Source organism: Algoriphagus boseongensis (genome assembly GCF_004362805.1).
GTDB lineage: Bacteria > Bacteroidota > Bacteroidia > Cytophagales > Cyclobacteriaceae > Algoriphagus > Algoriphagus boseongensis.
Genome location: NZ_SNYF01000007.1, coordinates 429966 through 443413 on the forward strand (window position 1 = coordinate 429966; position 13448 = coordinate 443413).

The 13448-nt window shown below is 41.4% G+C and carries 14 protein-coding genes; 6 read left to right on the forward strand and 8 right to left on the reverse strand.

All coding sequences use genetic code 11. From position 1 onward, the window contains the following. The first annotated feature begins 3 nt into the window (after window positions 1-3). The gene (gene ctlX, locus DFQ04_RS13285) at window positions 4-936 is read left to right on the forward strand and encodes a citrulline utilization hydrolase CtlX (RefSeq protein ID WP_166637309.1); all 933 of its coding nucleotides are present in this window, start codon (window positions 4-6) and stop codon (window positions 934-936) included. A 60-nt stretch (window positions 937-996) separates the two neighbouring features. Here the strand turns inward: ctlX and purB are convergent, their stop codons facing one another. Then, window positions 997-2340 (reverse strand): adenylosuccinate lyase, encoded by a 1344-nt coding sequence (purB, locus tag DFQ04_RS13290; RefSeq protein WP_133556622.1) that lies wholly within the window; start codon window positions 2338-2340, stop codon window positions 997-999. Between the two features lie 215 nt (window positions 2341-2555). Between purB and DFQ04_RS13295 the strand changes: the two genes are divergently transcribed. Both DFQ04_RS13295 and DFQ04_RS13300 read left to right on the forward strand, forming a co-directional pair. Next, a complete protein-coding gene (locus DFQ04_RS13295; RefSeq protein ID WP_133556623.1) occupies window positions 2556-3659 on the forward strand; it encodes a ferredoxin--NADP reductase in 1104 nt (367 codons plus the stop codon). A gap of 67 nt (window positions 3660-3726) precedes the next feature. Then, window positions 3727-4158, forward strand: coding sequence for a hypothetical protein (locus tag DFQ04_RS13300; RefSeq protein WP_133556625.1), 432 nt, complete (start codon window positions 3727-3729; stop codon window positions 4156-4158). Window positions 4159-4192: 34 nt separating this feature from the next. On the opposite strand, the gene DFQ04_RS13305 is transcribed toward DFQ04_RS13300, so the two are convergent. The 7 genes from DFQ04_RS13305 to polX all read right to left on the reverse strand — a co-directional run bounded on the left by DFQ04_RS13305 (window position 4193) and on the right by polX (window position 10600). Then, the gene (locus DFQ04_RS13305) at window positions 4193-5119 is read right to left on the reverse strand and encodes a DUF4097 family beta strand repeat-containing protein (protein ID WP_133556627.1); all 927 of its coding nucleotides are present in this window, start codon (window positions 5117-5119) and stop codon (window positions 4193-4195) included. Between the two features lie 14 nt (window positions 5120-5133). After that, a complete protein-coding gene (locus DFQ04_RS13310; RefSeq protein ID WP_133556629.1) occupies window positions 5134-5949 on the reverse strand; it encodes an outer membrane beta-barrel protein in 816 nt (271 codons plus the stop codon). A 52-nt stretch (window positions 5950-6001) separates the two neighbouring features. Continuing rightward, the gene (locus tag DFQ04_RS13315) at window positions 6002-7048 is read right to left on the reverse strand and encodes an outer membrane beta-barrel protein (RefSeq protein ID WP_133556631.1); all 1047 of its coding nucleotides are present in this window, start codon (window positions 7046-7048) and stop codon (window positions 6002-6004) included. Window positions 7049-7096: 48 nt separating this feature from the next. Next, window positions 7097-7888 carry a hypothetical protein gene (locus DFQ04_RS13320; RefSeq protein ID WP_133556633.1) on the reverse strand — a complete coding sequence of 264 codons (792 nt, stop codon included), beginning with the start codon at window positions 7886-7888 and terminating at the stop codon, window positions 7097-7099. Further along, the gene (locus tag DFQ04_RS13325; RefSeq protein ID WP_133556635.1) at window positions 7881-8450 is read right to left on the reverse strand and encodes an RNA polymerase sigma factor; all 570 of its coding nucleotides are present in this window, start codon (window positions 8448-8450) and stop codon (window positions 7881-7883) included. Before DFQ04_RS13325 ends, DFQ04_RS13320 begins: the two co-directional genes overlap by 8 nt. A gap of 127 nt (window positions 8451-8577) precedes the next feature. Continuing rightward, the gene (locus tag DFQ04_RS13330; RefSeq protein WP_133556637.1) at window positions 8578-8865 is read right to left on the reverse strand and encodes a hypothetical protein; all 288 of its coding nucleotides are present in this window, start codon (window positions 8863-8865) and stop codon (window positions 8578-8580) included. 79 nt (window positions 8866-8944) lie between these two features. Next, window positions 8945-10600, reverse strand: a complete 1656-nt coding sequence (gene polX, locus DFQ04_RS13335) for a DNA polymerase/3'-5' exonuclease PolX (RefSeq protein WP_243739692.1) — start codon at window positions 10598-10600, stop codon at window positions 8945-8947. A 249-nt stretch (window positions 10601-10849) separates the two neighbouring features. Here polX and DFQ04_RS13340 point away from each other — a divergent pair, with 249 nt between their 5' ends. From DFQ04_RS13340 to pyrR, 3 genes are read left to right on the forward strand one after another with little or no spacing between them, the layout of a single operon-like run. Continuing rightward, on the forward strand, window positions 10850-11248 hold the full coding sequence (locus tag DFQ04_RS13340; protein ID WP_133556641.1) for an EVE domain-containing protein: 399 nt from the start codon (window positions 10850-10852) through the stop codon (window positions 11246-11248). Continuing rightward, entirely contained in the window at window positions 11245-12864 is a 1620-nt protein-coding gene (locus DFQ04_RS13345) for a transcriptional regulator (RefSeq protein WP_133556643.1), read from the forward strand. The genes DFQ04_RS13340 and DFQ04_RS13345 overlap by 4 nt, the downstream gene beginning before the upstream one ends. A gap of 34 nt (window positions 12865-12898) precedes the next feature. Beyond that, the gene (gene pyrR, locus DFQ04_RS13350) at window positions 12899-13447 is read left to right on the forward strand and encodes a bifunctional pyr operon transcriptional regulator/uracil phosphoribosyltransferase PyrR (RefSeq protein WP_133556645.1); all 549 of its coding nucleotides are present in this window, start codon (window positions 12899-12901) and stop codon (window positions 13445-13447) included. Window position 13448: the final 1 nt, after the last annotated feature.

The following is a 13448-nucleotide window of genomic DNA, read 5'->3' on the forward strand; positions in this document are numbered from 1 at the left end:
GCCATGCAAACCACCTCATCCATTCTTATGGTCAGACCAGCTAACTTCGGATTTAATCCTGAGACGGCTGAAAATAACTTCTATCAGCAGAAGGATGAGCGAAGCTTTGAAGAAATTCAGGCCTTGGCAAGAAAGGAATTTGATGGTTTCGTGACCTTACTCCGGGATCAGGGGGTGAATGTTTTAGTCGTGGAGGATACCGAGATGCCTGTTAAAACTGATGCAGTTTTTCCAAACAACTGGTTTTCCACGCATCCCGATGGCAAGGTGATTTTATATCCCATGTATTCTCCGAATCGAAGGTTGGAGAGGCGAAAGGACATCTTGGAAATGCTAATAGTAAAGGGATACAATCTGAATGAAATTATTGATTTAAGCTTTTTTGAAGAAAGTGAGCAGTATTTGGAGGGGACAGGAAGTATGGTTTTGGATCATACTGCAAAGGTGATTTACGCTTGCTTTTCCCAAAGAACTCATCCGATCCCCTTGGATTATTTGGCAAAAATTATTGGGTATCGGGTAGTTGGTTTTGATGCGGTCCAGGAAATCAATGGAGAAACCAGCGCCATTTATCATACCAATGTCATGATGCATGTGGGTTCTGATTTGGCGGTGATATGTCTGGAAAGTATCGCAAAAGCTTCCGAACGGCAGCTTGTCCAAGAAACCCTGACTAAATCCGGGAAAAAAGTGATCCCGATTACGGCCAAGCAAAAGTTCAATTTTGCAGGGAATATGCTTGAAGTGAGCAATGAGGGAGGAGAGAAATTTACCGTCATGTCCCAAGCAGCTTACGATTCCCTCACCGTTGGGCAGATTCAGTCCATTGAAAAATACACCACCATTATAAGCCCTTCCATTCCTACAATAGAAAAGCTAGGTGGAGGATCTGCTCGGTGTATGATGGCGGAGATTTTTTTACTAAAAAGTAAGTGAGCAGTCACAGTGATCAGTCTCAGTTATAGATACTGGTTACTGCGACTGAATACTGATCACTTAAATTCCGGTATAATTAAAGGGACTGATCGCCTTCAATTCTCCTTTTAATTCATCAGAAATAGCTAAGCCATCCACGAAAGTGGCGATAGATGCTTGGGTGATTTTCGAATTGGTTCTGGTCAGGTCCCGAAGTGCTTCGTAAGGCTTAGGGAATCCTTCTCTTCTCAGAATAGTCTGAATGGCCTCGGCTACCACGGCCCAATTTTCTTCCAAATCTCCATTAATTGCAGCTTGGTTCAACTCAAGTTTGTTGAGTCCTTTGATAAGAGATTCCAAAGAAATCAGCATATGGGCCAACGGAACGCCAATTACCCGTAGGACGGTGCTATCCGTAAGGTCTCTTTGTAATCTGGAGATAGGAAGTTTCGCAGCCAAATGCTCGAACAAAGCATTGGCGATTCCGAGATTTCCTTCCGCATTTTCAAAATCAATTGGATTGACTTTATGAGGCATCGCTGATGATCCTACTTCCCCAGCTTTGATTTTTTGCTTGAAGTAGTTCATGGCTACATATTGCCATACGTCTTTGGAAAGGTCAAGTAGGATCGTATTGATACGCTTCAAACCATCGAAAACAGCAGCCAGATTATCGTAATGCTCGATTTGAGTAGTTGGGTAGGAGCGCTCCAATCCTAGGTAATTTTCCACGAAGGTGAAGGCAAATTCATTCCATTCAATTTCGGGATATGCAACCTGATGGGCATTCATATTTCCGGTAGCTCCGCCGAATTTTGCAGAATAAGGCACTTGCTCCAGCAACTCCATTTGCTTTCTTAAGCGAATGACAAACACCTGAATTTCTTTCCCCAATCGGGTAGGAGAGGCAGGTTGTCCATGGGTTTTTGCAAGCATAGGGATGCTTTTCCACTGCTCAGCCAGATCGGCTAATTTTTCCACCACTTCCTCCAATTGAGGCAAAATAACCTCCTGAATGCCTCTTTTGAGCATCAATGGGGTTGCGGTATTATTGATGTCTTGGGAGGTTAAGCCGAAATGGATAAATTCTTTGTACGGCTCAAGACTAAGTTGATCGAATTTTTCTTTAAGGAAATATTCCACCGCCTTGACATCATGATTGGTGGTCTTTTCGGTGTTTTTGATCCACTCTGCGTCCTGAAGACTAAAATGCTTTACCAAATCTCTCAATTTTGGAAAAAGTGAATGATCAAAGTCCTCCAACTGAGGAAGAGGGATTTGGCAGAGGGCAATAAAGTACTCCACTTCCACATGGACTCGATACTTGATTAGGGCAAATTCAGAGAAAAAAGCCCGCAAAGGTGCGGTTTTGCCGGCATAGCGTCCGTCTACTGAAGAGACGGCTGTCAAGGTATTTAATTCCATTTGATTAGGTTTTGCTTCGCAAAGATGATGATCACTCCGGTTTCGGAGCTGACAAAGTTAAGCCTTTGGGCTCAAAATAGGCCCATGCCCAGAAGAATTATCCGGGGAGGACAAACTTACTTTGAACTTTTGGGGTTTATCAGGGAAATAACTCAGGTAATTGCCGGATTTCATTTCGGGGCAGTTATTTTTGCAGCCAAATCACCAGAATTCAGATGTTTAATTTCTTTAAGAAAAAGAAAGAGGAGGTAAAGACCAATTCCTATTTGCCTCTAAAAGTGCGGGAGGTAGTGAGAGAGACACCGGACACGGTCACGATTTACTTTGAGCAACCAGAACCTTTGATGGATTATAAACCGGGTCAGTTTTTGACTTTAGTTATGGAGTTTGATGGAAAAGAACAGCGTCGTTCTTATTCCCTTTGTACTTCTCCCTATGTGGATCCATTTCCAGGAATTTCTGTCAAGCGAGTTCCCAATGGGCTTTTCTCCAATTTTTTGAATGAAAAAATATTCCCTGGAAAAACCATCAATGTGGTGAAACCATTGGGTCATTTTACCACAGATTTCCATTCAAAAAACAGACGTCATTTCTTCCTGATTGCTGGGGGAAGTGGGATTACCCCGATTATGGGGATCCTGAAATCTGTTTTGGTCAACGAGCCTCAGTCCATCATTACTTTGATTTATTCCAGTCGGGATGAGGAAAATATCATTTTCAAAAGGCAACTCGATTTGCTCGAATTGGCAAATCCTGATAGACTCAAAGTCATCCATAATCTAAGTCAGCCTTCTGAAGACTGGTCTGGAAAGAAAGGTAGAATTACTCCTGAAGGCTTGAAGGAGCTATTTGCAAATGCGGAATATGAGCAGCGCTACGAAGAGGTATATTTCCTATGCGGTCCGGATGGCATTATGGATATGACCATGAAGTTGCTGGAAGATCTCGGAGTAGATAAGGAGAGAATCCATAGAGAAAGCTTCTATTCTGCTGCAGCTCACCAAGCTCACGAAGATGCGCTCAAAGGAATTAATAATGGAATCCTTACCCGAGATGTAACCATCGTTTTGGAAGGCGATGAAAATATCATCACGGTAAGTCCTGAAAAGACTGTCCTGGAAGCTGGGTTAGAGTCTGGGTTGAATATGCCTTACAGCTGCCAAAGTGGATTGTGTACGGCTTGCCGAGGTAGAGTCCTAAGCGGTGAGGTGAAAATGGATGAAGATGCCGGCCTGAGTGAAAAAGAATTAGCAGCTGGCTATGTCCTTTGCTGTGTTTCCCGCCCTTTGACCGATGATGTCAAAATCACCATTGAATAATGCTTGAATTTTGGAACTAGAAGAGTTAAAGAAAGTCTACAGGAAAACTGAGCAACTCACAATGATTATGTTGCTCGTTTCCCTGCCGGCTTTTGGGATTGTTTATTTGTACCATAATTCAGGAAATCTGAATTGGGATCTGCCCAAACTTCCGGGGTTCTGGAATGGATTTTTTATCGGAAGTAGTATTGTCCTGTTGATTGGGCAGTATTTTCTCTTTCATCAGGACTTGAAAAAAGTGGGAGTAGATTTTTCGCTTTTTGAAAAAGTAAGGGTTTATTCGAAAGCCACCGTGAAAAGATTTTTTATTCTTTTCTGTATATCTGTCTTGTCTACCATAGGATTATTGTTGAATCAAGGGCCAGTTTATATCGTGGTCTTCGCGGTTTGTTTGGTGTTTTTCTCTTTGGGAAAACCAAGTCCTGATCGACTTTCCAGACTTCTCAAACTTAAAAAAGAAGACCGGGAGCTTCTCAGAGAAGTCACCCGGCCTCAATAAATTTTAAAATGGGTTTTTTAGCCCTGATTTCCGATTAGTTTTCGATCGTAATATTTCCAGAGCTGATATTTCCACGGACAGTCGTAGAAGCTCCATTATCGATTTCCAATGTTTTTCCGGTGTTGATTCCTCCTACTTTAAGGTTTCCTGAAGAGGCTTTCAGGGAAAAATTGAAGCTTTTTAGGTTGGAGTTAGTTTGAACTCGGAAATTCCCGGAGGTTCCATTGAATCTAGTATTTGGACCCAAGCCTGAATTGGTAGCCCGTACATTACCTGAAGTAAACTGCATATTTCCCAATTGACCGGCATTGTTGATTTTAGCATTTCCTGAGGTCAATCTCACATTGACTTCTCCATCCACTCCATCAGCTTCAAGAGATCCGCTGGTGGATTCGTAATTCAGGTTTCCTTTGATATTGAAGAAATTTCCATTTCCTGAAGTCACTCCACCTTCTACATTTCCGGATACCCCATCTGCGGTCAAATTACCCGAGGTCGCCTTAATACTCAAATCTCCATTGACCTTGTATGCCTTTACATTTCCTGAGGAAACTCTAAGCGAGGTTTTGTCATTGGATACATTTTCTATGGTCATATTCCCTGAACTTCCCTTGAAATCAAGCGCGATTCCTTCCGGTCCGGTGATATTGATGTAACCCTTGTTTTTAGTATTCCAGTTGTAGTTGTTTTGCTTGCGGGTATGACTGATTTTCAAAACATCTCCCAAAGTCACAAAGACGATATCCTGATCCGAGTCGTTGGATTCCAAATAGGCTTCCACATTTACTTCGCTGCCGCTTCCACCTTTGTAAGTCACATTTAGCCAGCCGCTTTCCACTTCAATTTTCTTAATTCCCGGATAGGTTTTTTTAGTGTCAACCAAGACATTTTGGGCAAAAACTGCGGTGCTGATAACTAGCAGAGCAATTGCCAAGGCGAATTTTTTGGTATAATTCTTCATGTTTTTGTGGGTTTTTAGTCTACTCGTAGTCCAAAGCTCATGGCCTGCAATTCAGGTCCTTTTGCTTCTTGGAATAGGTTGTTCATGTCGTAATTGAAAAATAAGGTCACGTCTCCGATTCCTATTTCTCCTCGAAGTCCATAGCGGAAATTCTCGATGTACATGTTGGATTTGGTGTAATCTTTTCTCTTGTCTCCATCTACATCGTAGACGAATTTACCTCTTCCTCCAAGTCTATACCCTGCATATCCTCCTGCTCCAAATCTGAAATTCCCATTATTGGTTCTAAGAGTCGGTATAATTGTTAGTGTGGCGTAGGAGGCAGAAATCTTGGATTTGGTAGGATCAGCTCCAGGAACGTCGATGACTTCAGTATAATCGACAAAGTCAATTCCGGCAGGAGTTTTTACCGCCACCAGACTTGGGTCTTCAAACTTAAAATTGTACCAGCTTACTCCAAGCGAAGATCTGAGATGGAAGTTTTTGCTTGCCTTCCAAGTACCCACTGATTGAAGAGCTACATACCAGCTTCCCCAAGGTTTTACTTTTGGAGCTCCTTTGTCTACTGGGTAAATGTTAATTCCGACTTCGGATTCCAGAAAATTGTAATGAAACTTGGATGACTTGGTAGAATGGTAGTTGGTGTAGTCATTTTCATCAATTTCCCATTCGTAAGACTTGGTACCGTCTTCGTATTTGGTCACTGTCCAGGACTTTCCAAACATGGTGTAGGCTTTGGTTTTGCCTTCTTGCTCGGTTTCAGTGGTTTGGGCAAATCCTTTTCCTACTAGGAAGAGTAATGCAATTGCCAGAAAGTTGATTTTTCGCATAGTTGGTTTGTGTTAAAAATTAGGGAAAAGGGGAGGTAGGCTCCCCTTTGGTTTAAAATACAATTCCGAATGTGATAGGATTGAGCTCAGGTCCTTTTCCGTCTTGGAAAAGATTATTCAAGTCATAGGTAGTGAAGAATTTAATTCGTCCAACTCCCAATTCTCCTCGAATACCATAGCGTAGGTTTTCTAAATAAAGACCAGTGTCTTCTTTGTCTTTTCTTCTGCCTGAGCCTTCCAATTCCCGGAAAACATATTTGGATTGTCCGCCAAGTCTATATCCAACATATGGTCCTGCTGCAATTCTCAATCCTCTTCTTCCATTGTCATTCATCTTGCCAAAGTCAAGCTCAAACATGGTCATGGCTGTCAAGTATGAGGAGGAAAGCTTGCTTTTAAATCCATCTACATCAGATCTTTGGATGAAATCAATCATTTCTTCACCTCGGACTGCCTGATAATCCCGGTTCTCAAACTTGAAGTTGTAGAACTGGAATCCAATTCCGAAATCCCAGTAAAACCCTTTGGAAATTCGCTGAGCGGCCATCCAGTTTAGACCTACATTCCAGCTACCCCATCCCTTTACTGAATAGGGTTGATCAGAAGTCGGGAATTTCCCATCTGCATCGAGGAAGTTATTTACCCCTAAATCAATATTGAAAAAGGTTCTGAAAGGAGGATCCTGCTTTTTCTTGGCACCAGTTTCGAATTTCACCCGAGTATTTTCTCCGGATTCATCGACGTATAATCTCATGCCAGCCACATTGACTTCGGTCTGGTTGGTGTCTTCGTAGACTTTTACTACTTCCTTGACAGTCCCGTCTTTTTTGCGGATTTCCACGATGGTAAGTTCACCGGTTTCTTTGTTTTCTTCCAGATCAAGCTCAGAGATGATTTGGTTGATGTTCATCAATTTGAGCTTGTCGAAGTCTTCTTTTGATTCGACGATGATGACGACTTTTCCGGCTTTTCCGAATTCGATCACCACACTGTCCTTCATGACAGCCATTTCGGTTTTTACCGGGAATTCATGGCGGTCTGTAGCAAATGCCACCTGAACCAAAGCCATAAAGCAGATTAATAACAAGTATTTTTTCATGATTTCTTTAATTAAAAAGAGTGAGTTGGTTTAGTTTTCTTTGATGTTTTATTTTTCAGCGCGATCTCTCTTGCTGGTCAATGTTGCAAATAGGTTGTCTTTTCTGTCTTGAATTTCGGCAAAGCCTTCATCCACTTTTCCCAAAAGTCCTTCCACTTGGCCTACAGTTTTTCCCAATTCGGTAATCAAATTCTTTTCCGCTGGTTCGCCTTTTTTGATTCCGTTTGAGTAAATATTCACTCGGTAAAGCGGCTCATCATTGGCTTCGGTTTGGGCGGAAGCAACAGTTTTGGTTAAGTCTGGAGTTTTCAATTCCGGCAAAGTCAAGTCTGGTTCAGCTACTTTCAATTCAGGGATTAGGACTGGTTCTGCTGCCTTTTCTGTACTTGGATTTTCCGCTTGTGCGATGAAAGAATCAGCTTTCTTTTCTGAAGGAATTACTTTTTGGATTGGAGAATTTTTCTTTTGGGTAGAAGAGGTATTTGGTTTAGGTTGGCTCTTTATCTCAGTGTTTTCTTGAATTGAGTTTGCTTCGATTTCTGAAGTTTCATTACCTGTGGTTTTCTCTTCGATACTTGAATTTTCCTCGATTAAAGTTTCCTCTGTTTGAGCAAGCATTTTCTCCTCGTTTGCCTGGTCTGCACTTGGCCAATTTAGGTAAGCAACCATCACCAAGGCACTAAAAGAGGCGGCAATAGCCCACCAAACTCCCCATCCGGATTTGGAAGATTTTGGAAGTTGGCTTTCCAACCTTTCCCATGCCAAAGCACTGGGTTTTTCCTGATGTCCTTCCAGCTTTTCTCTGAAAAACTGATCGAATTCTTGATTTGTCTTAGCCATGGTTAGTCTTGATTTTGGGTTGCAGACTGGCGATTTTTTCTTTTAAAGCGTTTCTGGCGCGATTTAACTGAGATTTGGATGTGCTTTCGGTTATGCCGAGCAAATCCCCGATTTCCTGATGGGAGTATCCTTCGATGGCATACAGGTTGAAAACTGTTCTGTATCCCACAGGTAGGTCTTGAATCAAATCCATCAATTCGGCTGCCTCCATATGGGTCAGTTCGTAATGATGATTGCTGTATTCCAATTCTCCTACCAGATTTACTTCCATCATTAGGTGACGGTTGCTTCTCAACGTCATCAGCGCCTGAGTGACTACGATTCGCTTCATCCATCCTTCAAAGCTTCCTTTGTTTTGAAACTGGGATAACTTTTCGAAGATTTTCATAAAGCTCTCGATCATCACATCCTCGGCATGTTCGCGATCCTTAAGATATCGCATGCAGATGGCCAAAAATTTCCCTGAATAAGTATCGTACAAGTGACGCTGCGCCGATCGGTCTCCCTTCAGGCATCCCTTGATTAGTCCTTCTTCAGTTGAAAAATTGGGTCTGTTAAACATTCCGGTTGGCTTTCATAAGGGTAGATGCACGAAGCTGAAAATTCGTTGCGTGGAGATATAAAAAAAGTTAAAAAATTTTCCATTGGAAAATAAATAAGCTGAAAATCAGTTGGTTTGGATTTTCCTTTTACAAAGAAAAAATAAAGAAGAGTAAGGCTACACCCAGAACCAAGATTAGGACTTGAGACTTTTCCTTGAATTCGTCCGCCAGCTTTCTTTTTCTCAAAACCATAATAGACTGACCTATTCCCATAAACTGAAGGAGAATACTGACCCCATTCAATGGTCCCATGGGCGCATCCAAAAAGCCAAAATGGGTATTGATCAAAGAAAGCGTGCCCAGAATAATTCCTGTGATTCCAAAAAGGAAAGATCGTTGAAGTAATACTTCCTCAGGTAGTTCGGACCATTTCATAGGAATTGGAATAAGTGTAAAGTTTAAAGTGCAAAATTTTAAAGAGGGTTGATGCTGAAGACTGTCTACTGCTAACTGCCTACTGAATCCCCGCTTTTCTGTCTGCAAAGTAAGCAGCAATATCGGTTAAGCTCATTGCATTGAGGGTCATTTCTTTGGTCAGGCCTCCTTTTCTTCCGACCAAAACTCCATATTTCATGTCAGCGTAGCCTTCCATCTCGTGAGCGTCAGGGTTGATAGAAAGCTTAACTCCCTGATCCATAGCATACCTTACCCATCTCCAGTCCAAATCCAATCTCCATGGATTTGCATTGATTTCGATAACCACATTATGAGCTGCACAAGCATCAATGACTACCTTATGGTCAATAGGATATCCTTCTCTTCTGAGTAATAACCTGCCAGTTGGGTGTCCAAGAATTGTCGTGTATGGATTAGCAATAGCTTTGAGCAATCGTTCAGTAGCCCGTTTGATATCCATATTTAGAATGGAGTGAACAGAGGAAACAATAAAATCAAAACTAGCCAGAACTTCATTTGGATAGTCCAAACTTCCATCACCAAGAATGTCCGACTCGATTCCCTTGAATATTCTAAAAGGAGCTAATTCCTTGTTTAGCTCGTCGATTTCCGCATGTTGCTTGATTACTTTTTCGATTTCCAGACCTCCTGCATAGCTGGCTGTTCGGCTGTGATCCGAAATACCGAGGTATTCATAACCTAGGGATTTGCAGTATTCAGCCATTTGCCTCAGGCTATGTTTGCCGTCGCTGTAAGTGGAATGGTTGTGTAGAATTCCCTTAAGGTCTTTTTCTTCGAGAAGCTTGGGTATTTTATTTTCTTTTGCCAAACCAACCTCACCAAATCCCTCCCGCATTTCTGCAGGGATAAATTGGAGTCCATTTTTGGAGAAAAACTCTTCTTCCGAATCGAAATCTTTTTTCTGAATTCTTTCTGCTAGGACTTCGGTTTCTGAAACCGGTGAGATCAAATGTCCTTTCGCAGCGGTAAGGCTTAGTTTTTTCCAAACGAAGTCTTTTACCTCACAAAAATGAATAACCACCTTCAGATCTACCTCCTTCATTTTTCCTCTCCAGGTTTGAGGACCTGAAATGGAGAGATTCCAATCAATTTCTTCGAAAGATTTTAAGCTTTTTTTAAGGGCATTCCAATCATTGGTGCCCACCAGAAATTCCGCTTCAGAAATCACTTCCAATTTTCTGGCAAATTCACCGACCAAAGCAACTTGGTTTTTTGAGCCAAGTTTTTGAAGGTTTTCAAAAAGATTTTGGATGACGGATTCAATGTCTGCGTAGAGCCATTTGCCTGCATTGGATGCTTTAAACTCCAGGTTTTGAATAATGCTCTCTTGAGTTTTTTCTCCGAATCCTTTGGTCTTGGCGACAATCCCGCTTTGACAGGCCTCCATCAATTCGTGGGTCGAAGTGATTCCGAGTTCTTCCCAGAGGGCTTTTACCTTTTTTGGTCCCAGCCCCTTGATCTGGAGAATTTCCAGTACTCCTTCCGGAGTTTTCGCTAATAATTCTTCTAAAGCAGGGTAGGTTTCAGTTTCCTTGAGATTTTTGATCACCTCGATGATCCCTTTTCCTACACCATTGATTTGGCTGAGCTGATCATCTGAAACCTCCATGATGTCAAAATCTCCACGCTCCAAGGCAGTTAGTGCGCTTTGATAGCTTCGGATTTTAAATGGATTTTCATCGTGGAGCTCCATCAGCTGGATTCCCAGCTTTAATTTTTTTAGAAGAGTTTTATGGTCCAAAATTCTGGGGTTTTCGTAACAGGTCTTAGACAAATGTCTCTAATTATTGTTTCAATTTAAAACCCGAAGGACTAACTTATGATTAAAGTAAACTTTAGTCTTTTCAAAAATCAGGAATTGCAAATTGAATGTAGCCTTTGGGTTTAATACTACTAGATTTGAATAAGACATTCTAAAACAACCGATAAACCTAACCACTCTATGAACTATTGGATGGTAAAAACTGAACCAAATTCCTATTCCTGGGATGATTTTGCCCAAAAGGGAGAGGATGTTTGGGACGGAGTTCGAAACTATCAGGCGAGAAATTTCTTGAAAGAAATGAAAAAGGGAGATCCGGTCCTTTTTTATCATAGTGGAAAAGACAAGGCAGTTGTTGGTATCGCACTGGTTTCGGAGGAGGCTTTTCCAGATCCTAAAGATCAAGAATGGGTGGCAGTTAGGATAAAAGTAAAATCAAAGTTGAAGAATCCTGTCTCTCTTGCCGCTATCAAAGCTGAAGATCGCCTTTCTGAAATGTTGATGTTGAAACAAAGCCGACTTTCAGTCATGTCTGTTAGCAAAGAAGAGTTTGATTTGATTTTAAAAATGGGCTCATGAAAAAAGTATTAGTTCTTTTTGTCTTTTTGCTAAGCCAGACTATTGTTTTTGGTCAGGTGAAATTTTTGAATCGTTTTGAAGTTCGCCAAGAGTCCTATGACCCCATTTTTGAAATTATGCGGACAGAGTTGGGCTTGGTTTCATTTCGCACCCTTCAACCCAAAAGCCTTTCAGGTGACCGGGTATTTCAATACTACATTTCTGATGAAAATCTCCAAAGTCCAGGTCTAGTCGAATTGCCTATCCGTAGCAATTATGACATGATCGGATATGATACAGAGGGGGATAGGCTTTATGTTTTGCTTGCCAGAGGTCAGACCGCAAATGCGCCAAAATATATTCTGGAGGTGAATTTAAGAGAGAATAAAGGCTTGGAATTTCAGGCAGAAAATCTCCTTGACCTAAATTTGGTAGAGTTTTTAGTCCAGAACAAAAAGGCCGTATTCATGGGAACTGCTGATGCCAGACCCGTTTTACAAATATTTGATTTGGAAGATAAGAGCATCCATACCGTTCAGGGAGTTTATGGAAATAATACTCAGGTACTTCAAGTAATGAAAGTGCCAGACTTGGAAACTCTGGAAGTAGTGGTGAGTAGGAAAGGGCAATTTCGAAACCGGGAAACATTGATTCTCACCTATGATATGTTTGGTAATCTTGTTCGTGAAGTGAAAGTAGATCAATTTGGAAGCACGGATCAGGAAATTCTCGATGGACTATTATTGGCAGACAAAAATTACCAGCAAGTCATGATTGGTTCTTTTGGACAAAATGCAAGAGGGGCTCATCAAGGCATGTATATCATGGAAATCAATGAATTTGGAGAGTATAAATTCAAGCTTTACACCTTGGAGGACTTTCCGAATTTTTATAATTACCTGAAGGAAAATCAGAAAGAGAAAAAGGATAAACAGGTCGAAAAGGAACTGGAGCAAAATAAAATCCCCACCATCAGAAATACCTATGCCATCCGGGATGTGAGGGAGACCGAAGATGCATTTTATGTTTACTTCGATCAGCTCAATGTCACAATTTCTCGAGGAGGAGGTAGACCAACTGGCTATTCTCCATTCAATACCTATCGCTATGATCGATTAAGTCGGATGGGGTATGCACCCTATTACATGGACCCATTAATCACCAGCAATGTGATGCAAAATCAGCTATACAATTTCACAGAGTATAAATATGTCTCTGCGCATTTTGCCAAAATTGCCAAGCAAGGTCAAGTGATTTGGGATAATTCAGCCACCTATCAAGATTTCACCACAGGTTATCCAGAGCCTTTTGGGGAGATTGCCATTCTGGGTGAGGACCTGTATCATGCCTACCTTGAAGATGACCAAATCATCGCCAGCTTCTTCAGAAATGGGGAAAAAGTCTTTGAAAGACTGTCCTTTGGACTTGAATTAGAGAATGAAAATGAACGGATTCGTTATTCCGATTTGGAGACTTTACGCTTGGTTCATTGGTATGACAATTACTTTTTGATTTCAGGAAGGCAATCCATTCGGTTTTTGAATAGTGAAAATAAGGAGGAGGTTAAAGATGTCTTTTTCATGAACAAAATCGTTCTGGATGGAGATTTGTATCAGCCTGAGGAGAAAGTAGACTAGTTTTATTTTCTATATTTACGCTCAAATCCACCTCATGCAAAAGCGGCTTGTACTCGATCAGCAGCAGATTGCTATCACCCTGAAGCGAATCTGTTACCAACTCATCGAAAATCACGACGATTTCGACAATACCGTGATCCTTGGACTTCAGCCCAGGGGGACTATTTTGATGGAGAAAATCGTGAAACTTTTAGAAGAAATTTCAGGGGACAAAGTTCCTTTCGGAGCATTGGATGCAACTTTTCACCGGGATGATTTCCGTCGCAGGGATTTTCCACTTAAAGCCAATGAAACCAAAATCGATTTCCTGGTAGAAGGGAAAAAAGTCATTTTGATAGATGACGTTTTGTACAAAGGAAGGTCTGTGAGAGCAGCAATGGATGCCATGATCGCCTTCGGAAGACCTCAAAAAGTGGAACTCTTGGTATTAGTGGATAGAAAACTGACTAGAGATTATCCTATTATGCCGGATTATTGTGGTATCCGAGTCAATACCTTGGATAGCCAATATGTGGTAGTAGAGTGGGCTGGAAAAGGCCAGGAACAGGATGCAATTTGGATCACAGAGAAAGTTAAAAATTAAT